This window comes from Pseudobdellovibrio exovorus JSS (assembly GCF_000348725.1).
GTDB classification, from domain to species: Bacteria; Bdellovibrionota; Bdellovibrionia; order Bdellovibrionales; family Bdellovibrionaceae; genus Pseudobdellovibrio; species Pseudobdellovibrio exovorus.
This window is the reverse complement of sequence record NC_020813.1, coordinates 2529272-2552134: the sequence shown is the minus strand read 5'-3', so window position 1 is coordinate 2552134 and position 22863 is coordinate 2529272. Positions and strand designations below refer to the sequence as shown.

At 42.5% G+C, this 22863-nt stretch carries 27 protein-coding genes and 1 tRNA gene; 13 read left to right on the top strand and 15 right to left on the bottom strand.

The genetic code is table 11. The annotated features are described in order from the left end of the window. Positions 1-2: 2 nt before the first annotated feature. From A11Q_RS12670 to mdh, 7 genes are all read right to left on the bottom strand, one after another. Positions 3-953, bottom strand: a complete 951-nt coding sequence (locus A11Q_RS12670) for a helix-turn-helix domain-containing protein (protein ID WP_015471222.1) — start codon at positions 951-953, stop codon at positions 3-5. Continuing rightward, the gene (locus tag A11Q_RS12665; RefSeq protein ID WP_015471221.1) at positions 950-1714 is read right to left on the bottom strand and encodes a tetratricopeptide repeat protein; all 765 of its coding nucleotides are present in this window, start codon (positions 1712-1714) and stop codon (positions 950-952) included. The genes A11Q_RS12670 and A11Q_RS12665 overlap by 4 nt, the downstream gene beginning before the upstream one ends. A 46-nt stretch (positions 1715-1760) precedes the next feature. Then, positions 1761-2897, bottom strand: a complete 1137-nt coding sequence (locus tag A11Q_RS12660; protein WP_051056772.1) for a class I SAM-dependent RNA methyltransferase — start codon at positions 2895-2897, stop codon at positions 1761-1763. Positions 2898-2971: 74 nt separating this feature from the next. After that, entirely contained in the window at positions 2972-3397 is a 426-nt protein-coding gene (gene ndk / locus A11Q_RS12655; protein WP_015471219.1) for a nucleoside-diphosphate kinase, read from the bottom strand. A 30-nt stretch (positions 3398-3427) separates the two neighbouring features. Further along, positions 3428-4297 (bottom strand): succinate--CoA ligase subunit alpha, encoded by an 870-nt coding sequence (gene sucD / locus A11Q_RS12650; protein WP_015471218.1) that lies wholly within the window; start codon positions 4295-4297, stop codon positions 3428-3430. 8 nt (positions 4298-4305) lie between these two features. Then, the gene (sucC, locus tag A11Q_RS12645; RefSeq protein WP_015471217.1) at positions 4306-5469 is read right to left on the bottom strand and encodes an ADP-forming succinate--CoA ligase subunit beta; all 1164 of its coding nucleotides are present in this window, start codon (positions 5467-5469) and stop codon (positions 4306-4308) included. Between the two features lie 30 nt (positions 5470-5499). Further along, entirely contained in the window at positions 5500-6444 is a 945-nt protein-coding gene (gene mdh / locus A11Q_RS12640; protein ID WP_015471216.1) for a malate dehydrogenase, read from the bottom strand. A 144-nt stretch (positions 6445-6588) separates the two neighbouring features. On the opposite strand from mdh, the gene A11Q_RS12635 reads away from it, so the two are divergent. The 4 genes from A11Q_RS12635 to A11Q_RS12620 all read left to right on the top strand — a co-directional run bounded on the left by A11Q_RS12635 (position 6589) and on the right by A11Q_RS12620 (position 9573). Next, entirely contained in the window at positions 6589-7014 is a 426-nt protein-coding gene (locus A11Q_RS12635; RefSeq protein ID WP_015471215.1) for a nuclear transport factor 2 family protein, read from the top strand. Then, positions 7011-7628: a GNAT family N-acetyltransferase gene (locus tag A11Q_RS12630; protein WP_015471214.1), complete on the top strand. Its 618-nt coding sequence runs from the start codon at positions 7011-7013 to the stop codon at positions 7626-7628. The genes A11Q_RS12635 and A11Q_RS12630 overlap by 4 nt, the downstream gene beginning before the upstream one ends. Beyond that, on the top strand, positions 7625-8533 hold the full coding sequence (locus A11Q_RS12625) for a carbon-nitrogen hydrolase family protein (RefSeq protein ID WP_015471213.1): 909 nt from the start codon (positions 7625-7627) through the stop codon (positions 8531-8533). Before A11Q_RS12630 ends, A11Q_RS12625 begins: the two co-directional genes overlap by 4 nt. 80 nt (positions 8534-8613) lie before the next feature. Then, positions 8614-9573 (top strand): hypothetical protein, encoded by a 960-nt coding sequence (locus A11Q_RS12620; RefSeq protein ID WP_015471212.1) that lies wholly within the window; start codon positions 8614-8616, stop codon positions 9571-9573. 15 nt (positions 9574-9588) lie between these two features. Here A11Q_RS12620 and A11Q_RS12615 read toward each other — a convergent pair whose 3' ends face one another. Further along, positions 9589-10917: a hypothetical protein gene (locus A11Q_RS12615; RefSeq protein WP_015471211.1), complete on the bottom strand. Its 1329-nt coding sequence runs from the start codon at positions 10915-10917 to the stop codon at positions 9589-9591. Positions 10918-11145: 228 nt separating this feature from the next. Between A11Q_RS12615 and A11Q_RS12610 the strand changes: the two genes are divergently transcribed. The 7 genes from A11Q_RS12610 (at position 11146) to A11Q_RS12580 (ending at position 16121) form a co-directional block, all read left to right on the top strand. After that, positions 11146-11766 carry a hypothetical protein gene (locus A11Q_RS12610; RefSeq protein WP_015471210.1) on the top strand — a complete coding sequence of 207 codons (621 nt, stop codon included), beginning with the start codon at positions 11146-11148 and terminating at the stop codon, positions 11764-11766. Between the two features lie 444 nt (positions 11767-12210). Then, positions 12211-12948 (top strand): hypothetical protein, encoded by a 738-nt coding sequence (locus tag A11Q_RS12605; RefSeq protein ID WP_015471208.1) that lies wholly within the window; start codon positions 12211-12213, stop codon positions 12946-12948. After that, complete coding sequence (locus tag A11Q_RS12600) at positions 12936-13367, top strand: hypothetical protein (protein WP_015471207.1); 432 nt, start codon at positions 12936-12938, stop codon at positions 13365-13367. The genes A11Q_RS12605 and A11Q_RS12600 overlap by 13 nt, the downstream gene beginning before the upstream one ends. Positions 13368-13466: 99 nt before the next feature. Beyond that, positions 13467-13670 (top strand): hypothetical protein, encoded by a 204-nt coding sequence (locus tag A11Q_RS12595; RefSeq protein WP_015471206.1) that lies wholly within the window; start codon positions 13467-13469, stop codon positions 13668-13670. Between the two features lie 14 nt (positions 13671-13684). Continuing rightward, positions 13685-14761 carry a PLP-dependent cysteine synthase family protein gene (locus A11Q_RS12590; protein WP_015471205.1) on the top strand — a complete coding sequence of 359 codons (1077 nt, stop codon included), beginning with the start codon at positions 13685-13687 and terminating at the stop codon, positions 14759-14761. 12 nt (positions 14762-14773) lie between these two features. Then, positions 14774-15943, top strand: a complete 1170-nt coding sequence (locus A11Q_RS12585; protein WP_015471204.1) for a cystathionine gamma-synthase — start codon at positions 14774-14776, stop codon at positions 15941-15943. Positions 15944-16045: 102 nt separating this feature from the next. Next, positions 16046-16121: transfer RNA gene (locus tag A11Q_RS12580), tRNA-Phe, on the top strand. Positions 16122-16266: 145 nt separating this feature from the next. Here the strand turns inward: A11Q_RS12580 and A11Q_RS12575 are convergent. The 7 genes from A11Q_RS12575 to A11Q_RS12550 all read right to left on the bottom strand — a co-directional run bounded on the left by A11Q_RS12575 (position 16267) and on the right by A11Q_RS12550 (position 21583). After that, positions 16267-16662, bottom strand: coding sequence for a hypothetical protein (locus A11Q_RS12575; protein WP_015471203.1), 396 nt, complete (start codon positions 16660-16662; stop codon positions 16267-16269). A gap of 144 nt (positions 16663-16806) precedes the next feature. Next, complete coding sequence (locus A11Q_RS12570) at positions 16807-18675, bottom strand: carbamoyltransferase family protein (protein WP_015471202.1); 1869 nt, start codon at positions 18673-18675, stop codon at positions 16807-16809. Then, entirely contained in the window at positions 18675-18824 is a 150-nt protein-coding gene (locus A11Q_RS14070) for a DUF5989 family protein (RefSeq protein WP_015471201.1), read from the bottom strand. Before A11Q_RS14070 ends, A11Q_RS12570 begins: the two co-directional genes overlap by 1 nt. A gap of 147 nt (positions 18825-18971) precedes the next feature. Continuing rightward, positions 18972-19904 (bottom strand): hypothetical protein, encoded by a 933-nt coding sequence (locus A11Q_RS12565; RefSeq protein WP_015471200.1) that lies wholly within the window; start codon positions 19902-19904, stop codon positions 18972-18974. Positions 19905-20078: 174 nt separating this feature from the next. Next, positions 20079-20504 (bottom strand): SxtJ family membrane protein, encoded by a 426-nt coding sequence (locus tag A11Q_RS12560; protein WP_015471199.1) that lies wholly within the window; start codon positions 20502-20504, stop codon positions 20079-20081. 78 nt (positions 20505-20582) lie between these two features. Continuing rightward, the gene (locus A11Q_RS12555) at positions 20583-20990 is read right to left on the bottom strand and encodes a hypothetical protein (RefSeq protein ID WP_015471198.1); all 408 of its coding nucleotides are present in this window, start codon (positions 20988-20990) and stop codon (positions 20583-20585) included. Between the two features lie 128 nt (positions 20991-21118). Next, on the bottom strand, positions 21119-21583 hold the full coding sequence (locus A11Q_RS12550; RefSeq protein WP_015471197.1) for an Lrp/AsnC family transcriptional regulator: 465 nt from the start codon (positions 21581-21583) through the stop codon (positions 21119-21121). A 65-nt stretch (positions 21584-21648) separates the two neighbouring features. Here A11Q_RS12550 and A11Q_RS12545 point away from each other — a divergent pair, with 65 nt between their 5' ends. Both A11Q_RS12545 and A11Q_RS12540 read left to right on the top strand, forming a co-directional pair. Next, positions 21649-21894, top strand: a complete 246-nt coding sequence (locus A11Q_RS12545; RefSeq protein WP_015471196.1) for a DUF2917 domain-containing protein — start codon at positions 21649-21651, stop codon at positions 21892-21894. Beyond that, positions 21885-22862: an EamA family transporter gene (locus A11Q_RS12540; RefSeq protein ID WP_015471195.1), complete on the top strand. Its 978-nt coding sequence runs from the start codon at positions 21885-21887 to the stop codon at positions 22860-22862. Before A11Q_RS12545 ends, A11Q_RS12540 begins: the two co-directional genes overlap by 10 nt. The last annotated feature ends 1 nt before the right edge of the window (position 22863 follow it).

Here is a 22863-nt window from a genome sequence, read left to right as displayed (position 1 = left end):
GATTAGAAACTTAACTTCACTTCTTTGTTGGGCGCACCAGCAAGTCCTTTATCAATGCCATTAACATTGATTTTAAAGGCTCCTCCATCGGCAGCTTTTAAATAAAGGCCCACCTTCGAGCGCAGCACCTGCACTTGATTGGCACTTAAACGAACTGTGTTGAATTGTTTAGAATTCCCTTTGGCATAGAATAAAACCACATCTTTTTTAGCTTCTAATAAAAGCTCGACAGGTTTTTCACTCGATTTTTCAAAACCGACCTCAGGAACATTCACTTCTGCCGGAGCCGGAGTTCCCACTTCAGCCGCTGCCGTTTGCACAGTGGCTTCTACTGTTGCAGCAGGTGGAGCTTCCGCGTGTGGAATCGGAGGAGCAATCGGAGACAATGTCGCTGAAGATGGTAAAGTTGATTGCGCGCTTGCAACTTCTTCGGCCTGACGTTGTTTTTCTTGAAAGTGATTAATGAGTTTGTTTGTGCCTAAGATAACTAAAATCAAACCGACAGCACCAGATAACATCACGATGATACTTTTGCGGTTATCTTGATTTAAAATCATAGGTTTAACTTTATCTTTCGCCGTATTGTCAGTGTAGTTCTGTGATGTCTGTTTAAGAGACGGACGAGCGGATTTAATCTGCTCTGTTTCCGTTTTCACTGGCGGAGTCTCGACAACAGGCTCTGGTTCTGGTGGAGTCACTGTTTTCGGATAAGGAATAGTGCTGCCCATTTCTTCTTGAAATTGACGAAGAACACTTTCAGAGTCCATTTTTAAGAGTTCAGCATAACTTTTTACAAAACCACGCACGAATGCCTTTGCAGGAAGTTTATCAAGGTCTCCCGCTTCAAGTGCGTTCACCACACGTTGAGTCAGCTTTAAAGAATGAGCGACTTCAGAAACAGAAAGTTTCTGGTTAACTCGTTCCGCCTTAAGTAATTCGCCAGTGATTTTCATAGGGTCTCCTTTTTCACGATAGTCAGCATTTTCTGCGCCTTTTCGTAATTGGCCCCATTGGGAAATAATTTAATAAGCTCTTCAAAGCGATAGCGGGCTTTGTCTTTTTGTCCGTCACGGTAAAGAGCGATAGCTGAATAGTAATGGGCCTCGTCCGATTCAGCCTGAGAGCAAAAAGGAATAGAGCGCTCTAACTGAGTTACAGCTAAAGAAATATTTTTCTGTTCTAAGTAGCTGCGCCCTAAATAAACCTGTGAAAAACAATTTTCACGGTCTTTTTCTAAAACTTTTCTGAAATGAAAAATAGCTTGTTGATAATTTTGGCGCTTGAACTCTAAAAGTCCATAGTTCGCGTGCGCTGAAAGATAGTTCACAAAAGTGAGATCTGACAGAACATCTTTCAAGATGGGTTCCGCTAAGTTAAGTTTTCCTAGTTCAATATAAGAGCGAGCTAAATTATTTTTAGCCTCTGTAAAGTTGGGCTGCAATTGAATCGCATTTTTATAATGTTTTTCTGAAAGCTCGTAGCGTTCACGCATGAAGTAGACTAAGCCCAAATTCGCTTGCACCACAGGATTTGTGGGATCATTTTCTTCAGCCTGTAAAAGTTCTTTTAAGGCCATAGGATAGTTTTGGCTTTTGATATGAGCCGTTGCGATCTGCAAGTGCAGAGCCGCCGTTTCTTTTTGATGTTCACGTGTTGTGGCGCACCCGCTGCCGATTAAAACCAACGCGAGCGACAATAGAAACAACAATCTCATGCTTTAATGCTAACATGCAAGGCAGCTCAGTCAATGAAGAACTGAATTATTTCGATAGCATAACCAAAGTTTCGAAATGATCTGTTTGTGGAAACATATCGAAAATTTGTGTGTGAGTTAAACGATAGTCCGGTTTTGCCGCGAAGATTTTATGTAAATCACGAGCCAAAAATACCGGATGGCAACTGATGTACAAAATCGTGCGCGCATCGGAGTGAATGATTTTTTGAATCACCTGTTCAGAGCAGCCGGCTCGGGGTGGATCCAGAAAAACCACTTCTGATGAAAGTTGGCGACGTTGAACAAAAGACTCACAATCGGTCGTGAAGGCGAAAAGTCGTTTCTGTAGCTTTAAATTTTTTAATTTCTCGGTCGCGAAGGCTGTCAACTTGGGGTTCATTTCAGCACTTTCAATGTGCAAATCGGGTAAGGCTTGAAGTAATGGAAAGGTGAAGTTTCCGGCTCCGGCATAAAGTTCAGAAAGAGATTTCGGATTCTTTTGAACAATCAACTGAAGAGCGGTCGCGACGAGCTTTTCATTCACTTTGTTATTCACTTGTGAAAACGAAAGACCTTCTCCGTCACCACCAATAGGATAATGTTCAAATTGATTGAGGTGATTGATACGCAATTCGAATTTTCGCAATTCTTTTGCGGGTTTCAGCTTTTGTTTGAGTTCAGGAATACGATCTGAAATTTCTTTTTCAGCGATGAGGCAATGATTGATATCCACGATCTCATGACTGCCACGACGGAAATATCCAAGCTCGGTCCCAAGCTGCTTTAGCTGAATACGATTGCGATAGTGAAAACTATTTTCAGACGATACAGACGGCAGAAGTTCATAGGCCACATCGGGAATAAATTTTTTAAAGAGGTCCTGTAGGATTAACTCTTTTTGCTTTAGCTGTTCAGTTTCGGTAATGTGTTGCCACGAGCAGCCACCACAATTGGTGAAGTAGTCACAAGGAGCTTCACGACGACTCGGTGATGGTCTTAAAACCTGCACCACTTCGGCCTGTAGATGATTTTTTTCAACATGGGTGATGCGAAAGCGGACTTGCTCTTGCGGAGCTGTACGCGGAATAAAAACCACCAAAAACTTATCTTGATATTGAATGCGGGCCAAACCTTGGCCGCCGACCACCAGCTTTTCGATTTCAGCGGTGTGCTCAGAATGCAAAAGGGACTCTAGTGCAGAGCCCCTTTTACTTTGTTTGTTAGAATGTTGAGGTTTTGTGCTCTTCACTCTGACTATTACAAATTAACAAGTTCGTGCTTGTCAAAGAAGATAGCCAATTCGCGTTCAGCAGATGCTAATGAGTCTGACCCGTGAACTGCGTTTTCGCCCATTGAATCACCGTGTTTAGCACGGATAGTTCCAGCGTCAGCTTTCTTAGGATCAGTTGCGCCCATGATTTCGCGGTTTTTCAATACAGCACCTTCACCAGTTAAGCACATCAACAAAACCGGACCAGAAGTCATGAAAGAAACTAACTCTCCGAAGAAAGGACGCTCTTTGTGTTCAGCATAGAACAACTCGCATTTTTCTTTAGACAAGATAGTCAATTTAGCTGCTGCTACTCTTAAACCTTTTGATTCAAAAGTGTGGATGATGTCGCCGATTGCATTTTTCTTAACTGCGTTTGGCTTGATGATTGAAAATGTTCTTTCGATTCCCATTGTTTTCTCCCTTTAGTTTTATTTAGCTAATTATTTCAACATTGATTTTAAAGTTACGCCCATATCAGCAGGTGATCTTGAGATCTTGCAGCCTGCAGCTTCTAACGCCGCGAACTTTGCTTCTGCTGTGCCTTTGCCGCCGCTGATGATAGCGCCCGCATGGCCCATACGTTTACCAGCCGGAGCCGAAGCCCCCGCGATGAATACGGCTACAGGTTTCTTGAATTCTTTTTTGATGTACTCAGCTGCTTCTTCTTCAGCCGTTCCACCGATTTCGCCGATCATGATAACGGCGTCTGTGTCTGGATCCTCATTGAACAATTTCAATACGTCGATGAAGTTAGTTCCATTAACAGGGTCACCACCGATACCAACACATGTCGATTGACCTAATCCCAAAGCTGACAGTTGACCGACAGCTTCGTAAGTCAAAGTACCAGAGCGTGACAACACGCCGATACGACCGGCTTTGTGGATGTGGCCAGGCATGATGCCGATTTTACATTGATCTGGAGTGATCACGCCGGGGCAGTTAGGGCCGATCAAGCGAGTGCGCTTACCTTCCATGTATTTTTTTACTTTAACCATATCCAAAACAGGAATGCCTTCTGTGATACAGATAACTAAATCTAAATCAGCATCTACAGCTTCCATGATCGAATCCGCCGCGAACGGAGGCGGAACGAAAACCATTGAAACATTACAGCCCGTAGCTGCCTTAGCTTCTTTTACTGTGTTGAAAACTGGAATACCTAAATGAGTGGTGCCACCTTTACCTGGTGTTACGCCGCCGACCATTTGTGTTCCGTAGGCTTTACATTGCTCAGAGTGGAAAGAACCTTGTGATCCTGTTAAACCCTGACAGATAACTTTTGTGTCTTTATTAATTAAAATAGCCATGATGTTCCTTATCCCTTAATAGCTGCTGTGATTTTTTTAGCGGCGTCTGTTAAGTCGTTAGCAGGAATGATGTTCAAACCGCTTTCGGCTAAAATCTTTTTACCCAATTCTACGTTTGTTCCTTCAAGGCGAACAACCAATGGAACTTTTAAGCCGACTTCTTTAGAAGCGGCGATAACGCCTTCTGCGATCACGTCACATTTCATGATGCCACCGAAGATGTTAACAAGAATTCCTTTTACGTTTGGATCTTTTAAGATGATTTTAAATGCGTTGGTTACTTTTTCTTTATTAGCTCCGCCGCCCACGTCTAAGAAGTTCGCAGGAGTCGCGCCATGAAGTTTGATGATATCTAAAGTCGCCATTGCAAGCCCAGCGCCATTTACCAAGCAGCCGATGTTACCATCTAATTTGATGAACGCTAGGTCGAACTTAGAAGCTTCGATTTCAGTCGGCTCTTCCTCATTGAGGTCGCGCATTTCTAAAATTTGCGGTTGGCGATACAATGAGTTTGAATCGAAATTCATTTTTGCATCTAAGCAAAGAACATCATTTTCTTTCGTTACAACCAACGGGTTGATTTCCGCGATTGAGCAGTCACATTTCACGAAGGCTTCGTATAAGCCCGTCATGAATTTAACAGCTTTGCCAACAACTTCTGGTTGCATGCCGATAGCGAACGCTAATTCGCGAGCCTGCCATGCGCCCAAACCAGTTACAGGATCGATGTCGACTTTTTTAATCGCATCCGGATTGTGCTCTGCAACTTCTTCGATGTCCATTCCGCCTTCAGAAGAAGCCATCATCGTTACGCGGCCTGTAGCGCGATCGATCAAGCAAGCAACATAGTATTCTTTAGCAATGTTGCAACCAGCTTCGATGAAAACTTTTTGCACCACTTTGCCTTCAGGGCCTGTTTGGTGAGTCACCAAAGTCATACCTAACATTTGTTTTGTTAAGTCGCGAACTTCGTCCAACGTTTTAGCTAACTTAACACCGCCGCCTTTACCGCGACCACCAGCGTGAATCTGAGCTTTAACAACCCAAAGATTTCCACCGATTTGTTTTGCTGCTGCTACAGCTTCTTCAGGAGAATTCGCAACCTGTCCTTTTAGCGTTGCTACTCCAAATTTTCTAAGAACTTCTTTTGCCTGATACTCGTGAATATTCATTTTAATCCAATCTCTTTAGGGCCGTACCAATTACTGTACAGTTTTCAGTGTTGATACCAATGCGCGAACAGCTTCAACTGATTTGTCGAATTCTGCTTTTTCATCTGCGTTCATTTTGAAATCAATGATTTGTTCCATACCAGCGCCACCAAGTTTTGCTAATACACCCACCATTAAACCATCATTCACACCAAATTCGCCGTTCAATTCAACAGCAACCGGAAGAATACGTTTTTGATCTTTCAAAATAGCTTCTGCCATCTCAACAGCACCACGAGACGGAGCATAGTAAGCAGAGCCTGTTTTCAAGTGTCCACCGATTTCAGCGCCGGCTTGTTTTGTACGAGCTACGATAGCTTTGATTTTATCTGCAGAAAGTAGATCCGTAATTGGAGTTGTACCAACAGAAGCTGTTCGTACTACTGGCATCATGGCGTCACCATGGTTACCAAGAACTACACCAGTGACATCTTTAACAGAAACATTTAATTCTTCAGCGATGAAAGCGCGGAAGCGAGCTGAATCTAAGCAGCCGCCCATACCGATTACGCGTTCACGTGGGAAGCCCAATTGTTGTTTAGCATAAACCGCCATAACATCCATCGGGTTACAAACAACGATAACAACTGAGTTCGGAGCATATTGTTTAATTCCAGCACAAACATCTTTTACGATTTTCGCATTGATACCAACGAGCTCGTCACGGCTCATGCCCGGTTTACGCGGCATACCTGCAGTTACGATCACGACGTCTGAATCTTGGATATCTGCGTAGTTCGCAGTGCCTTTTACTTTTGAGTCGAAGTTTTCGATCGGAGCAGATTGAAACAAGTCCAAAGATTTTCCGATAGCGGCGCCTTCATTAACGTCTAACAGAACCACATCGCCCAATTCTTTTTGAGCTGCCCAGTGAGCTGTTGTTGATCCAACAAAACCAGCACCAATCACGGCAATTTTTTTTCTTTTATGAGCCATAAAAATCTCCTTTTAGATTTTAATAAATACTTGATTTTTTTGATACTTATCAGGTTTAGTCGTTTTGCTTTGAAAGCTCAAGTCTAGAAGATTTTTGGCAAGGTGCAACTGGCGTTTTTTTTGAAACAGAGTTATCAAATAGCTATGACAAATCAAACGACAAATCCAAATGCAGAAATCATTAAATCGTATTTCGCAGCTTTCAATGCTGGTGATACAAAAACAATGCTCTCTTTACTTCACCCAGACGTGATTCATGAAATCAATCAAGGTGAAACTCAGATTGGACTAGAGTCATTTACCAAGTTTATGGCCCATATGGATGAGTGCTACAAAGAAGAACTCAAAGATATGAGCATTTTTTCATCAGATTCAGCGACTGATAATCGTGTATCGGCAGAATACGTAGTGCACGGAACTTATTTGAAAACAGATGGCCAGTTGCCAGAAGCTCGTCAGCAAAACTACGCGATTCGCGCGGGCTCTTTCTTTGAAATCAATGGCGGTAAAATCAAACGCGTCACAACTTACTACAACCTACCTCGTTGGATCGAAATGGTGAAAATTTGAGCGGTTCTAAAGGCGCTATCGTTCGTATTTTAACTGCGGATGAGGTGCGGTTGCGAATTTCTGAAATTGCAGCCCTTCGGATCAAAATTTTCCAAGACTTTCCCTATATTTACGATGGGTCGATTGATTATGAAGTTAAGTATTTGGGACGCTATTTACAGGCGCCAAATGCACGATTTATTGGCGCTTTTTCTGAGGCTGAAGACCGAGATGAAAACTTAATTGGAATCGCGACCTGTCTGCCACTAAGTGAAGAAGAAAACTTCGTGAAAGAGCCGTTTCTAAACGCGGGATTTAAACCGGAAGACGTTTTTTATTTTGGTGAAAGCGTGCTGCTTCCGCAATATCGCGGACAGAAAGTCGGTCATCGTTTTTTTGATGAGCGCGAGAAAGTTGCCCGTGAATTCGGATCTACTTACACAAGTTTTTGTGCTGTTCATCGTCCTGAAAATCATCCTTTGCGTCCACAGAACTATCGTCCGTTGGATGAGTTTTGGCGTGCACGAGGTTATGAAAAAAAACCAGAACTGACGAGCACGTTCGAATGGAAAGATGTGGATCAAGATGTGGAAACAGGGAAAACTATGGTGTACTGGCTTCGGAGGTTGAAGTGAGTTCGTTATTAGTAAAAGTAGCAGCCGCTCTTTACCCAATTGATTTTTTCCAGTCATTTTCTGAATGGCAAAGTAAAACTGAAAAATGGGTTAGCGAAGCTGCAGAACAAAAAGCAAAATATTTATTATTCCCAGAATATGGTTCGATGGAGCTGACCTCACTTTTGGATGAAGAGGTGCGCCAGAATTTGGCTTCGCAGTCTGAAGCTTTGCAAAAATATTGGCCCGAATTCAACAAGACATTTCAAAGCCTAGCACAAAGATATCAGGTCTATATTATCGCGCCTAGTTTTCCTGTGTATCACTCGGAAACTCATACGACTAATCGGGTGGGTGTCTTTTCTCCGAGTGGTCAATACGACTTTCAAGACAAACTATTTATGACTCGTTTTGAAGATGAAGAGTGGAATGTGCAAGCCTCTGAGCCCGAAGTAAAAGTTTTTAAAACTGAGGATCTAAGTTTTTCTATTTCAACTTGCTTTGATGTGGAATTTGCCTTTCCCGCTTTGGCGGCGGCTCACGCGGGTGCTGAAATTATTTTTGTCCCTAGTTGTACCGAGACGGCAAAAGGAGTACATCGTGTGCATATCGGAGCGCGTGCGCGCGCTTTGGAAAATCAAATCTATACAGTTGTTTCGCAAACAATTGGCGAGGCGACGTGGTCTCCGGCTGTGGATTTAAATAATGGCTTTGCCGCGATTTATTCAACGCCGGATGTGGGTTTTACAGATGATGGAGTTGTGGCGACAAGTGCATGGAACCAAAGTGCATGGCTGTATGCAGATTTAAGATTGTCTCATTTATCACGCGTAAGAAGTTCGGGCGCTGTTTTAAACTTCAAAAGACATCAGGAGTTTTTGAAAGATAAAGCAGAACTTTATCGAATAATAGAAGTTAAGCTCTAAAGACTCTTGTTTGTGTTAGGAAAACATGCTTTGATTTCTATATTACCAATCTGGACGTATAGATAGGGGTAGGGTTTAATTTGCGCAAGCTCAATCAATTTTTTAGTTTTTTCATCTTGATCGCGTTGACTCAACTGTCGTTGCCATCACAGGCCCAACAGGCACCACCTCCAAGTCCCGCGCCGAACACAGGTATCCCTTTAGATGAACTCAGTTTAGAAGAGCAATTGAATAACGAATTGGGTACAGAGTTAGGCACAGGTGAAAACCCAGATGGTATCTCTACGGATGAATTGATGATGTTAGACGAAACGGGATTGATTTCTCCGGTCGCGCCGTATCCCACAACTGGCTCGGGGTTAGAAACTTATACAAATGATGATGATGAAGATCATGATGACGATGGTTCGGGTCGCGTGCGCTACATTGAACCTCGCTATGCTAAAAATGGATATTCTTTTGGTTTACAGGTATGGACACAGCGTTTCGACATTAAAGCCTCACTTTTAACAACAGTTGTAATTGGTGGAACGACAACTACGAACACAGTAGATCTTTCTAGCAGCAGTAATGACTTTCAAAATATTGGCTTTGTGGGACGTTATGCTATTTTCCCCTTTGATCATATAGGTGCGGATATTAATGTGACAGCGGGAACATCGCTCAATCATGGCGAGAGTGGCCTGTCCTCTATTCACACTATTCGTGCTGAATTCAATTTGTCTTATACAGTCGAAGTCGGTGGAACATCAGCTCTGTATGGACTGGGTGGTGTTGGTTACGAGACATTCATCGGCGATGAAATTCAAAAAATTGTATCCGCTAGCGGTGGCGGAACTGTTCAACTAGGTGCGGGCTTTAATTTCAGTGAACAGGTCAGCGCAGAGGTTATGTACATGCGCGCTTTTCATAAAGTCAGCGATGAATTCTTCCGCCGAGCAGGTGACGCGGCCATTGCACAGGGAGCTACAAGCTATGCTCCACAACAATCATCCGTAACGGCCGAGATTATTCAAGGCCGTTTGATGTTTACATTTTAGCTAAAGAAAAAAGACTTATTGGTAAAGATCGTAAGGGAAGTACAGACGACGTTTTGTCTGTAGAGTTTCACTACCACCTAAAGTTGTATCATATCCCGCGGGAAGCTCGGTCATGACAAAACTATCGGGATCAGTAAAGTCGTTGCAACTATCTAACATCGTCCCATCAGGCATTCCATTACAATTTCCAACCGAGTTTGGATTGCCACTTGTACCATTACTTGTAATGTAGCTGACATAGTTACTACGAGTATCCCACTCACGAACATAAACACGAATACGATGTTTCATCTCATAACCAGCATCATAACAACTGAAGGTGTAGGCTTCGTTTGCTGTTGCCCCACGAGCCGACATTAATGTTCCTGAATAATCATCAACTGGATCAATAAAGAAAGGTCGATTACTGACCTCAGGCCGTAAAAAACCTGTGTGCGTATGTAATGCCGGTGTGTAGTAGTTAGCGAGCATTCTGTTGTTCAGATGCTTTAGTTCTATTGGAGCCGACATTCCATAGGTATCATTTAGACCATTAATGCTAGAGGTAACCAATGATATAGGAACTCCCGTTGCAGAAAAAGCGCCCCAACTAGTTATGGCAGCACCACCAAAGCAAGATTTATGATCGCTACTCCAAACTCCACGAACTGGCTGTTGTGTGGTTGTGACCCCAGTCCCTTGATCTTCAATAGTTTGAGAAATTTTAAACTCACCAAAGCAACAGCCATCATAGGCATAGCAACTGGTATCGGCGAAAGCATGTGTTGCAGGGTCGAAGGTTAATGTTATTTCAGGATGTGAAGCACAGTTGAAGGGGCCTTCATATAAATCTGAGCATAGATGAGATACAGTTCCACCTGGGTCAATAGTTGTCTGAATAGTAATATCGCTTGGGGCAACACCGACTTCTTTATTAAAGTACCAATATGTTGTACGCGAAAGATACGAGCAAAAATTATTTCCTGGAACATTGAAGTTTAAATCTAAACCGCGCACATAAAGTTCGCCCTCAGGAATTTCAACAATACATTCAATATCCTGTGACGAGGTTGCATCTGTAGGAATAGCACAGCTCTCACTGAACCCAGAAGCCTTGTGCATATAGGCAATCCTTGTGTCACCGGATGGAAGGCTGACATGGAAGTTTGTATCATTAAAACTCGGAGTTGAAGGATCTGTCGGAGTTGGCGTTGGCCCTGAACCTGGAGGTGTATCCGGAGCTTTATACGAAGGCATCGTAAACGAACCGAAATCACCGGAATTTTTTCCGCTGCAACCTGAGTTAAATAAAACTAGCGACAGAGCCGCAAACATAAAGACACCGAAAGTTGTCTTAATTGGCATAAACGTCCTCATAAAATAATTAACGTACCAAATTCAATTCTAAGTAAAGTTAAGTAAAAATTCGACAGACCAAAGACGCGATTATCACAGCAACACAGATTTTTATTGAGAGGGCCCATCGATACTAGAATCGCTACTAGACAAGAGTGCAGGCGCCGCTTGCCCTGCCTCTTTCCTCAGTACACTATATATTATAGTAGAAATGCGTTCTTCTGAGGAGACAGCAACATGAGACTTCAACATATCAGTTTAGCATTGATCGGACTTTTGATCGCGGTAGGAGCTCAGGCTCAATATAATCAATATGGAAACTCAAATAGATCCTTTTTTTCTAAAAACCAGAAGTTTGACCACGAAGGTGTCGAGTTATACGAATCAAACTTAGACATGAAAAGACATAAACGTTTCGGCTTGGGACTTTCTTTGGGCGGGGCGAACGGGGTTTTGGGGTTAAATACCGAATTCAATTTAGATCCGGAAAATGCGCTGGTTGTGGGTTTGGGAACCGGACCAAGCTACGGCTCGATCAGCGTTTTATGGAAAAATAACTTCGAAGGCCAGTATTTATCCCCTTTTACAAAGTTAGGTTACTCGAAATGGTTCAGTTCTTCAGGGGTATCTGGTGGAGCTATGGATTCGGATATTTTACGCCGAATTTATTCAGAACAGGACTTGCGTGCGGGACGCTTCGATCCGGACTTTTTGATCGCCGGATTAGGGGCTGAATACAACCAGTTGGAAGGCGAAATGGCCGGAGTTAATTTCTATGGTGAAGTGATCCTCATGACGGAATTAAAAACAGCCACCTTCATTCCATCCGGCGCCGTGGGGATGATTTATTTTTACTAAAAAAATTTAAATAGATTAACAGACTTAAATTCATGAAACCCGCTACAGATGCGGGTTTTGTCGTTTTTAAGGGTCAGAATTTTTTGAAATAAATGAGTAGAAAAAAAGAATCACAAAGGACTGAAAATAAAAAACCCTTGGTGTTTCCACCAAGGGTTACAAAGCAACTGCTTGCTTTACAAAACTAATTACTTCTTTTTCTTTTTAGTAACTTTTTTTGTTGCTTTTTTAGCAGTTTTTTTAGCAGCTTTTTTTACTACTTTTTTCGCTTTTTTCTTAGCCATTTGTTGCTCCTATCAGTAGTGATGCCATTGCTGACACCACAGTTGTTGTTGCGACTTTTCAGTCTTCCTTAATAAAATTGTTATTAATTCGACAAGCTTCGTCAACACTTTTTTTTCTTGCATGGTCTTTGCTGACTTTTTTGGGTTGCAGGAGGTGTTGATGTTCGTTGAACTTATTGTTTCGTTGTTCGGAACTGTGATCATACATCGAAACTTGTCTCTCGTTGAGAAATTGGAAGTGCTTTCTGTTGTTAAACTTCGTGTGCTCTTCTGTTTTCTTCAACTTCCGTTGTGTGCTTTTCTATTTTTCAAAGAACAAATACATTTGGTCATCATTTACATCGGCATATTTCTTATAACATTAATACTTCATGACAAAATAATTGCGTATTTCGATCAAAAAACATTTGAAAAGTTGCATTTCAACATCATTGAAAGACTAATTTTGTTATTCAACAGCGGAAAATCATCATCAACATGCGTGAAAATAGTTTGGAATGAATTCAATGCGCGTGAAAAGCGTATTTTTTTTCAATTGCAGCACCTTTTTGAAGTTAAAAATGAAAAAAATGGCGCGAGTGAAGGTTTCAAACAACACTTTTTCACAGAATTGAAGACGATTTTGTCTTCTTCAACCGCCATAACAGAGCAATTGCACGCCTTTCGTGAGGTTTTACGTGTGCAAAACCAATTGCAACGTCGATCACGGCAAATTTTGCAGCATGTTCGTGCGCAAGCGGTGGTTGCAAGCCTGATTTATTTGTTTTTTTGCATGTTGAGCATAAGTTTTTTGAACTTAAAACCACTTTCGTCGACTTTTATAAGCTCTTTGGCACTCTTTTTGACGGGACAGCTATGGATTTTTAATTTAGGTAAGGCAAAAAAATGGAAAACATAAGTCCTTCCTTATTATTATTGTGGGATGTGAAGCGATCTTTAGCCAAAGGACATTCAGTGGCTCAAGGTGTACGGCAATTTCTTTTGCGTGATGATGTTGGGTCAAAAGATTCTGACTTTATTGTTTGCGTTGAGCAGTGGTGGGTTTCTCAAAACAATCCGTCTTTTCTTTTTAATAAGACATCGTTGAGTTTACACAGACAGTATCTTTTAGAGTTACTGGAAGCTGGGTTGCGGGGACAAAGTATCAGCGCCGCTTTAAATAATCTGGAATCCGAGCTGATCTTAAGCTGTGAAGGGGAAATGCAAGAGCGTTTGATGCGATTACCGCTTTTATCACTTCTTCCACTCCTCTTTTTGATTTTTCCCTCGTTGATGATAGTGCTAATTTCCCCTCTTTTAGAGGCGTTCACCATTTGAAAAAAGGGTTGTGCAAAAGTCTAGTAAAAGCTAATTTTAATGGGGGCCTAAGCCCTTAAAGTAAAGCAACTACACGGAAAACATAAACACGGAGGATTCATGTCAATCAGTGCAACAGGCATTCATACGATGAACGATGACCTTAAAGTTTTGGTACAAGAGCTTTCTAAAACCAATCCAAATGCAGATGTGATTAAAACAAAGACGGATATGTTAGGGATTCCCTACAGTTCTGACTTGATTATTATGATGTCCGAAGTGTTAGTGTACCTTTCTAAAGTTAATAACCCTAAAAATGCCTGAAAGAAGTGTCCCTCATGAATAAAAGCCCTGGTATATACGACAATATTCTACAAACTATTGGTAACACACCATTGATTCGCCTTAATAAAGTCACCCAAAAGGCGGATCAGGGTTTAAAACATGAGTTTTTAGCAAAAATTGAATACTTCAATCCGGCAGGATCGGTGAAAGATCGTATTGGTTTGGCTATGATCGAAGCCGCTGAAAAACGCGGTGAATTGAAGCCCGGTGGAACTATCGTTGAAGCTACAGCCGGTAATACGGGCTTGGGCTTAGCATTAGCAGCAGCCGTTAAAGGATATAAATGTATTTTTGTTCTTCCGGAAAAAATGTCGGAAGAAAAGCGTGCGATGTTGCGCGCCTATGGCGCACGTGTGGTGATGACTCCTATGGGTGTTGAACCTGATGATCCTCGTAGTCACTACTCGGTCGCTAAAAAGATCGCACAGAGCTTAGATAACTGCTTCTATGCGAATCAATTCCACAACCCAGATAATTTCGATGTGCATTACCATGTTACAGGCCCAGAAATTTGGGAGCAAACAGGTGGGAATATCGATGTTTTTGTTGCGGGTGTTGGTACGGGTGGAACTTTGTCTGGCGTAGCGAAGTTTTTAAAAGAGAAAAACCCAAACATCAAAGTTATCTGCGCGGATCCTTATGGAAGTATCTTGGCGGACTTGTTCTATCACGGAAAAATTGTCGAGCCACCGGGATCATGGAAGGTAGAGGGCGTTGGCGAAGACATGTTACCAGAAAACTGCCATTTAAAACTTTACGATGACTTTGTAAAAGTGAACGATCAGGACTCGTTTGACCTGACTCGTCGTCTTATTACTGAAGAAGGTCTCTGTGTAGGTCCTTCAAGCGCCCTGATTTTAAAAGCAGCGATGACTTACGCTGAAAAATCACTGCAAAAACCATCTAGAATCGTGGTTTTAATGCCGGATTCTGGTCGTGCGTATATGTCGAAAGCTTTTAACGATAAATGGTTGGTGGATAATGGTTTACTCAGCGAAGAGGCTTTGCAAAAAGCTTTCAACGTAGAAGTTAAAGCTGCTGACGAAATGAAAAGATTAAACTTACTGTAAGGAATAAGACCCATGTCATCTGTAAAAGAAAAAATGAAGTTTTCAACACGCGCTATCCATGCGGGACAACAACCGGACCCATCGACAGGTGCGATCATGACTCCTGTTTATTTAACATCTACGTATGTGCAAGAATCTCCGGGTGTGCATAAGGGCTGGGAATATTCGCGTACGCATAACCCGACTCGCAAGGCTTATGAAAACTGTATTGCTAATCTGGAAAGCGGTAAGTTTGGCTTCGCTTTCGCTTCCGGTTGTGCCGCGACAACAACAGTATTGCATCTGTTAAAGCAGGGTGATCATGTTGTGGCTTTTGATGATATGTACGGCGGGACTTTCCGATTATTCGATAAAGTTTTGCGCCACGATGGTTATGAGTTCACATTTACCGACTTAACTAAAGTGGAAAACTTTGAAAAAGCGATTCAGCCGAATACAAAAATGGTTTGGTTAGAAACGCCAACAAATCCGACGTTAAAGCTGACGGATATCGCGGCTATTTGCAAAATCGCCAAACAGAAAAATATTCTAGTGGCTGTAGACAACACATTTATGTCGCCTTACTTTCAGCGTCCTTTAGAATTAGGTGCAGATATCGTTGTCCACTCAGCGACGAAATACATCGGCGGCCATAGTGATGTGGTTGGTGGTGTGGCGATCACGAATGATCCTAAAATCGCCGAGCGCTTAGGATTTCTTAGTAACTCTATTGGAGCCGTTCAAGGCGCCTTTGATTCTTTCTTGGCTTTACGCAGTTTGAAAACACTTCCTATTCGCATGAAAGCTCACGCTGAAAATGCGATGAAAGTGGCGGAATACCTAGAGGCTCATCCATCAGTTGAAAAAGTCATTTACCCAGGTTTGAAATCCCATCCACAACATGAACTGGCAAAGCAACAGATGCATGGCTTTGGCGGTATGATCACGTTCTTCGTGAAGGGTGGACTTGAGGCTTCTAAGAAGTTCTTGGAATCCGTTCAGGTGTTTGCATTAGCTGAATCTTTAGGCGGAGTTGAGTCTTTGATTGAGCATCCGGCGATTATGACCCATGCCTCGGTCCCTGCAGAACAGCGCAAGGCCCTTGGAATTGATGATTCTTTAATCAGATTGTCGGTCGGAATTGAGGATGTGGGTGATTTGCTAGCGGATCTCGAGCAAGCTTTCGCTCAGCTTAAACGTTAAAATACCGTTTTTAGTCAGGTTCTGCGGATTCTTAGTGGATTCGCCGTTGACTAATTTGCGCGTAGTCGATAGTTTTCAAGTTCGCAATTATTCGCGATCCGTGGCTTGGTAGCTCAGTTGGTAGAGCAGAGGACTGAAAATCCTTGTGTCGGCGGTTCAATTCCGTCTCAAGCCACCATTTTTTCCCTTTGCAAATCCTCAGACATGCGTTTTAAGACTGCTGCCGTTTTATGGTGGTGGGTTGTATTTTTGTATTGGCAGTCTTAAAGCCGAACTCGGATTTGCAAAGGGAAAAAATGGATGGATTAAGGCTTTCTAAAGATTTAAAACTTCAGCGAGCGGAAGCGTTTAAAGTGCGAAAACGTATCACGCAATGATTTTGAAATCCAAACAGAGATAACAATACACAATAAACCCGATACAAAAAACAACTTGGCTGCCGTCAAGTAAGGTCCCTGTAAGTCGGCATCCGAAATCATCCACAGACTGTTCATGAAAATCCAACAGTTGATAGCTAAGTTGATAAATAGAACAGGTTTGCGTTTTTCAACGTACAGCAAACATAACCCTGTAATTACTGTTGGAATCATTAAAGCAAACCCTACAGGCAAAAGATCAATCATCCAAAACGCATCAGCTAAAAACCAGCAGACGGAATTGATGGTGTCTAACATCTCTTTCGAGATCGGAAATGGGCGAAAGGGGTTTTCTGTTTCCATAGGAAAACATGTATAAAGGTATTTGCTTTTAAAGCGTATGATTTTTTAGGCCAGATAAAGTATTTTTAGAATTGTAAAAAAGTTCGACAAACAACGATTCAGACTTATTTGCGATAGATGCCCTCGACGTCATCAGCAAATAAGCTAATCCAATTCAAATTGATCTTTATAATCAACCCGTTCCCCTGCGGGTTGATTTTCTTTTAGAAGAATATAATTTCCTAAGACCAGCACATCCATATCGGTTCCCATAAAACAGCGATAGGCATCTTCAGGTGTGCAGACAATAGGTTCACCGCGCACATTAAAGCTGGTGTTGATCAAAACACTGACTCCAGTTTTTTTCTTAAAAGTGTTGATCAGATCATGAAATCTAGGATTTGTGTCCTGATGTACCGTTTGCAATCGCGCCGAATTGTCTACATGAGTAATGGCCGGAATCTCGGAACGCACCTGATTTAGTAAATCAATTCCAAATAGGCCGTCGGATTGTGTCGGGAGCAATTTATCTTTACGAACCTGTGCCACCATCAACATATAAGGCGACACTTCTGTATAGTCGAACCAATCGGCGACATCTTCGGCTAAGACCGCCGGAGCAAAAGGACGGAAGGACTCACGGAATTTAATTTTTAAATTCAATTTCTTTTGCATATCGCGGCTGCGCGAATCGGCGATGATCGAGCGATTGCCTAAAGCGCGCGGCCCGAACTCCATACGGCCTTGGAACCAGCCGATGACTTTTTCTGAAGTCAAATGCTGAACGACATTTTCAGATAAAACAGAATCCGCAGAAAAAGTGTAAGGAATTTTTTTCGACTCTAGAAATTTCAAAATTTCATCATTAGAAAAGGAAGGACCTAAATAGGCTCCCTGCATTTGATCATCAGCAGATGTCCATGACGCTGTCGGTATTTTTGGTGCTGCCGACAAAGGGGTATGGCGTATATTTTTTAAATGTCCGTACCAAACGGCTTGTGCGGCTCCTAAGGCTCCACCGGCGTCACCAGCTGCGGGTTGAACCCAGATATTTTTAAAAATCTTTTCGTCGTGGATTTTTCCATTGGCGACACAGTTTAAAGCGACCCCTCCGGCAAGGCAGAGGTTTTCGATTTTATGTTCTGTAGCCAAAGCGCGAGTCATTTTTAAAATGACATCTTCTAGCACGGCTTGAATGGAAGCGGCTAAATCCATATGCACAGGCTTGAGTTCCTGTTCAGATTGGCGTTGAACTCCGCCGAATAATTGATCGAAGGCTTTGTTCGTCATCGTCAAACCAGTACAGTAATCGAAATATTTTAAATTCAGACGAAAACTGCCATCGGCTTTAACATCAATCAAATGCTGGCGAATGATGTCTGCAAAAATCGGCTTTCCGTAAGGAGCAAGTCCCATCAGTTTATATTCGCCAGAGTTCACTTTAAAACCGCAGTAATAAGTGAAGGCTGAATAAAGTAATCCAAGACTATGGGGGAAGTGCAGCTCTTTGATTTTAGTGAGTTCTGAACCACGCCCCAAATAGACAGTGGTGGTGTCCCATTCGCCAACTCCGTCCATAGTTAAAACTAAGGCTTCCGTAAACGGAGACGGATAAAACGCACTGGCGGCATGGCTCAGGTGGTGGGAAGAAAATAAAATATCTTGGGTTTGTAATTTAGAAAACCCCAAGTCCTGTAATTCATCGGCGAGCAACTTTTTTTGAAAAAGCTTTTCATTCAGCCATAGCGGCATGGCTTTACAGAATGATTTGAATCCTCGGGGTGCGAAAGCCAAGTAAGTTTCGAGTAGGCGTTCGAACTTTAAAAAAGGCTTTTCGTAAAAAACAATGTGATCAATATCCTGTGGTCCGCAGCCAGCTTGTTGCAGACAGTATTGCAAGCTGCGCGCAGGAAAGTTGGAATCATGCTTGATGCGGGTCAGTCGTTCTTCTTGGCAAGCGGCCACAATACGCCCGTCTTCGATAAGGCAGGCACTGCTGTCATGATAAAAAGCAGAAAGACCCAGTATACGCATTAGAAAACCGTATAGATAAAGGGTGCCACAGCGGACCCTTTAGAAAAAACAATTAAAGCGCCAACTAAAAGCATGGCGAGTAAAATGGGAAACAACCAATACTTTTTTCTGACCATTAAGAAACGTCCGAATTCACGCAAAAAGCCCATAGTGCTCCTACCAAAAGATAAAAATACTTATTCAAGTGATGTCATTATTAATTCATAAAAGTCACAAACTGTAAACAGAGGAATGTTCAGATTAAATGCTGAGATTAACTGTTCAGACAAGCGGCTCAGCGACTTCTTGGAGACTTCTTAGCGACGGAACCAGCGATCCCAAAATGAAGGGCGCGACGAGGGCGCTGCAGAGGAGGATTCCTTTGCAGAATTTCCAGAAGAAGGGCGCGAAGCTGAGTCCACGGGTAAGCGCTGCAGTCCGTAATCAGCTAAAGAGCGAGACGAAAGATCATTCATCATGTCGACAAAATAATGCTGATACCAATCATTTTCACGATTCAAATCTAGACCCATCTGAATACGATCATACTTGCCTAGCTCTAAACCAAACTTATTCGGCTCGGTGACATACAGACGCAGCTTGCGATCCATTTGGCGGTTCTGCTCTTGCATTTTTCCGAACCATGTTTCAAGTTTCATCGGGGCATCGTAATTAGTATCTAAAACTAACCAGCCTTTACCATTCACATAAGCAGCGCTGGCAACATGAAAATCCCACGTAACACCCGGAGTCCGCATTGGGCCGACAGCCCAAACCTTTACTATTGAATCACGAGATAATCCCATTTTTAAAAGAAGCAGATGAGTGAAAGCGGCGCGTCCGAAGCAGAACCCGACATTTTCGTCGGGACGATTGTAGCGATCGTAAGCCATATGGCCTGTGACTGGATGATCCGAGATCACTTTCAAAACACGTTGAGCATCGGCAAGGTTAATACCAGAGGCTTTTCCGGCCATGCGCGCGGGAACAAATCTTTTTAAGTGCTGAATCATCTGCGAATTCAAACGATTCACATCGCCTGCGGAAAGACGATTGACCTCGCTTTCGCGATGGGTGCGTAAATTCTGCGGTAAATTAACCTGATAGGCGACTGTTTCCTGCATCAAGTTCTGACAGCGCAATCCGGCGGCTTCTGCTTTTGTGGATTGCAAAACACCCAACATCATCACAGCTGTGAATACGGCCCACAGCTTGGAAGATAGAAATGTTGTTGATGCTTGTAACCTCATGCCATCAGATCCTTTGTCTAAGACGTCGTTAGTAATAGACTAGTGATAACAGAGGGCTAAGTGAAATCCCCAGAGCTTTTCACCTAGTATGAAAACAATCACAAACTGTAAAGATTTTTGACGGTGCCAGGCCTTGTTTACGGACACCCTGCGTCCGTAAACAAGGCCTGGCACCTAAAACTGATCTTTCATGGTGCTCAGGCCCTCTTCGCTTTTAATCCAGTAGGAAGAAGCTGTGGCCTGTAGCTTTAAATTCAAAACATCTTTGCCGAAGATTTTTAGTAGCAGTCCGATAGGCCAAAAGATGAGGAAAAACAAAAGGCCTAAAACAACAGGGGAAACGATTTTTCCCAGCAGCATACCGAACTTCAGCCAGTAGCGATTAGAGTATTTGAAGAGCTGGGGGAAAGTGAAAGAAATCAGTGCTAAAACAGCGGATGTAATTAAAGCCCAAAGGCGCAGCGGATGTTGAAACAGTAAAGGCGCGATAGCTAAGATCAAAAACAAAACAGCGAAGGTCAGTCCGAAATTTTTTTCAGAACCCAAACGCACTTTTTCAGTGCGTTCATAGTTTTCATGGGAGTGGTTTTTTTGGTTCACTGAAAATTATTAGTCTGGTTAGGGTCAGTTGTTCAAGCAGCTTCCGGTTCGAATTCCGATTGTATCAGATGAGGCCCGCTATTCTTTTTCTACATAATATCTGCAACTGGTTTCAAGGCTATTTGGATGGACTGGCTTTGTTGTTACTCGCATCTTGCCAGATTTGTAATCTGTATTACAAAGAAAATGAATGGTTTTATTTTCTTTCGAGCTTACTTCGCAGTTGGCCCTAACGACAACATCATCTCCATCAACGAATAGGATCTTACTACCATATACAGGTTCAGATGCCGTGCTGCCATATGAGAATACAGCAAGCAAGCGATTATCTGTCATCCCTGGAATATTTAACTCAATAGATTCATCTTTAGTGAATGATTCGTAGTCGCAAACATATTGATAGACTCGCCCTAAACCTGCAGTGGAAGTTTGTGAAAAAATAGTGAATAGTCCAAATACAAAAATTAATGACATGAAGTTTTTCATGGCGTCCTTTCCTTACTTTATTAGAGTTCTATATTTCTATCGGTTTAACAAACAGTTTTCTAAAGTACAAAAATGGAATTTTTTTCAAGCCCATGACACGCGTAAGACCACGATATAAATATAAATGTTCAAACCCGCGAGCGTTCAAATACAGTTTCTAAAACAAAGACAGAAACCGAGCGAATGATCAGGCCATCTAACTTTAATTTATCCAGAAGATGTTGTAGAGCTAGCGGAGTCGCCGTACGTACTTTTAACATCAGATCATCTTCTCCGGCGACAGAGTGACACTCTTCCACTTCTTCAAACGGGCGCACTTTTTTTCCGATTTCGGCGCAGCTATGATGGCCTGTCTGTACGCGGACAAAGGCGGTGACGGGCAAGCCTATTTTATCGTAATCCAGCACAAGGCTATAACCTTTAATGATGCCGTTATTTTCCAATTTTTTAACACGGCCATGGACAGCAGGGGCCGTTAGACCGACTTTTTCGCCTAACTCAGCAAAAGAAAGTTTAGAGTTTTCCGACAATAACTTAAGAATATTAAGATCGATCTCATCTATTGATTTATGGGGCAGTTCATTTAATGCCATTAAAATCTCCTCATTAGGTCTGGCAGGACTATTCCTTAATATTCTTAATAGAATATCATATATATATGAATAAAGTTAAGCTATTTCACATTTCACTTAACAAGGGCGAAAAGGCAAAACTGCCAGCAGCACTGGCGGATAAGCTATTCATTGAATGTCAACAAGGGGCTGCATGGCTGACAGTTGCACGTGATCCTCAGGATTACATCGTGGAACAAAATCAGGAAATTCAGCTGTCTCCGAAACGTCAGGAAGTGCTGGTTGAAAGCATGACCGACCGCTTGGAAGTGGACATCTACGCGTGCGCTTAAGTTTCAACTCAGCTTCTAGTAAAACACTGATTCTGTGTTTTGCCGCAGTCTATATTATCTGGGGCTCGACTTATTTTGCTATCGTGTATGCGATACAGAGCATTCCTCCGTGGAGTATGAGCAGCGGAAGATTTTTTATTGCGGGACTGTTGATGTTGGGTCTGTCGCTGCTGAAAAAAGAAAAACCACTTTCTCGTCATGAAAATATTTACGCCAGTATCAGCGGATTATTTTTAATTTTCGCTAATGGTATTGTCTGTGTGGCCGAGCAAACAGTGTCTTCAGGAATAGTGGCCGTCATTGTCGGAGCCATGCCCATTTGGATTATGCTTTTAGGTTGGGTCGCCTTTTCACAGGCGCGTCCGACTCTGCAAAAAATGGTGGGCTCACTTATCGGTCTGAGTGGTGTGGTGTTGATTGCCACAGATAGTGTTTCGACAAGCACGAGTTCCGTAGGCAGCAGCTCTATGGGCATGCTATTGCTGATGGGCTCTAGCTTTGCTTGGGCTACGGGAACGCTTTTACAACGAAAAGTCACCGCCATTCAAAGTCCTGTGCGTTTTGCAGGTCTACAAATGTTCGTTGGAGCCGTCGGTGCCTTTGTCATGGCCGTGATTTTTGAAAAACCATGGCAGATATCTTGGGCTTCCGTTACGGTGACATCATGGTTAGCCACATTGTATTTAGTGGTTTTTGGTTCGATGGTGGCGTTCACGGCTTACTCATGGCTAGCACGAAATGTAGAGCCTCACTTAGTCAGTACGTATGCTTTAGTTAATCCTGTGATCGCCGTATGGTTAGGTTGGTTCTTCTTAAAAGAGCCATTGTCGTCACGTTTCTTTTTAGCGACGATATTAGTGCTCGTTGGTCTGAGCTTGCTGTTATTTCATAACCATCTTCGCAAAGTCTTTTCTGATTTATTTCGTAATGTGTTTCAAAGTGTGATGAAAAACCCAGTTAAAAAATAAA

Excerpts from the sequence above, each read along its gene's own strand:
- A11Q_RS12670 (WP_015471222.1), bottom strand. The coding sequence starts at position 953 with ATGAAAATCACTGGCGAATTACTTAAGGCGGAACGAGTTAACCAGAAA.
- A11Q_RS12665 (WP_015471221.1), bottom strand. The coding sequence starts at position 1,714 with ATGAGATTGTTGTTTCTATTGTCGCTCGCGTTGGTTTTAATCGGCAGC.
- ndk (WP_015471219.1), bottom strand. The coding sequence starts at position 3,397 with ATGGGAATCGAAAGAACATTTTCAATCATCAAGCCAAACGCAGTTAAG.
- sucD (WP_015471218.1), bottom strand. The coding sequence starts at position 4,297 with ATGGCTATTTTAATTAATAAAGACACAAAAGTTATCTGTCAGGGTTTA.
- sucC (WP_015471217.1), bottom strand. The coding sequence starts at position 5,469 with ATGAATATTCACGAGTATCAGGCAAAAGAAGTTCTTAGAAAATTTGGA.
- mdh (WP_015471216.1), bottom strand. The coding sequence starts at position 6,444 with ATGGCTCATAAAAGAAAAAAAATTGCCGTGATTGGTGCTGGTTTTGTT.
- A11Q_RS12635 (WP_015471215.1), top strand. The coding sequence starts at position 6,589 with ATGACAAATCAAACGACAAATCCAAATGCAGAAATCATTAAATCGTAT.
- A11Q_RS12615 (WP_015471211.1), bottom strand. The coding sequence starts at position 10,917 with ATGCCAATTAAGACAACTTTCGGTGTCTTTATGTTTGCGGCTCTGTCG.
- A11Q_RS12610 (WP_015471210.1), top strand. The coding sequence starts at position 11,146 with ATGAGACTTCAACATATCAGTTTAGCATTGATCGGACTTTTGATCGCG.
- A11Q_RS12605 (WP_015471208.1), top strand. The coding sequence starts at position 12,211 with ATGTTCGTTGAACTTATTGTTTCGTTGTTCGGAACTGTGATCATACAT.
- A11Q_RS12600 (WP_015471207.1), top strand. The coding sequence starts at position 12,936 with ATGGAAAACATAAGTCCTTCCTTATTATTATTGTGGGATGTGAAGCGA.
- A11Q_RS12595 (WP_015471206.1), top strand. The coding sequence starts at position 13,467 with ATGTCAATCAGTGCAACAGGCATTCATACGATGAACGATGACCTTAAA.
- A11Q_RS12590 (WP_015471205.1), top strand. The coding sequence starts at position 13,685 with ATGAATAAAAGCCCTGGTATATACGACAATATTCTACAAACTATTGGT.
- A11Q_RS12585 (WP_015471204.1), top strand. The coding sequence starts at position 14,774 with ATGTCATCTGTAAAAGAAAAAATGAAGTTTTCAACACGCGCTATCCAT.
- A11Q_RS12575 (WP_015471203.1), bottom strand. The coding sequence starts at position 16,662 with ATGGAAACAGAAAACCCCTTTCGCCCATTTCCGATCTCGAAAGAGATG.
- A11Q_RS12570 (WP_015471202.1), bottom strand. The coding sequence starts at position 18,675 with ATGCGTATACTGGGTCTTTCTGCTTTTTATCATGACAGCAGTGCCTGC.
- A11Q_RS14070 (WP_015471201.1), bottom strand. The coding sequence starts at position 18,824 with ATGGGCTTTTTGCGTGAATTCGGACGTTTCTTAATGGTCAGAAAAAAG.
- A11Q_RS12565 (WP_015471200.1), bottom strand. The coding sequence starts at position 19,904 with ATGAGGTTACAAGCATCAACAACATTTCTATCTTCCAAGCTGTGGGCC.
- A11Q_RS12555 (WP_015471198.1), bottom strand. The coding sequence starts at position 20,990 with ATGAAAAACTTCATGTCATTAATTTTTGTATTTGGACTATTCACTATT.
- A11Q_RS12550 (WP_015471197.1), bottom strand. The coding sequence starts at position 21,583 with ATGGCATTAAATGAACTGCCCCATAAATCAATAGATGAGATCGATCTT.
- A11Q_RS12545 (WP_015471196.1), top strand. The coding sequence starts at position 21,649 with ATGAATAAAGTTAAGCTATTTCACATTTCACTTAACAAGGGCGAAAAG.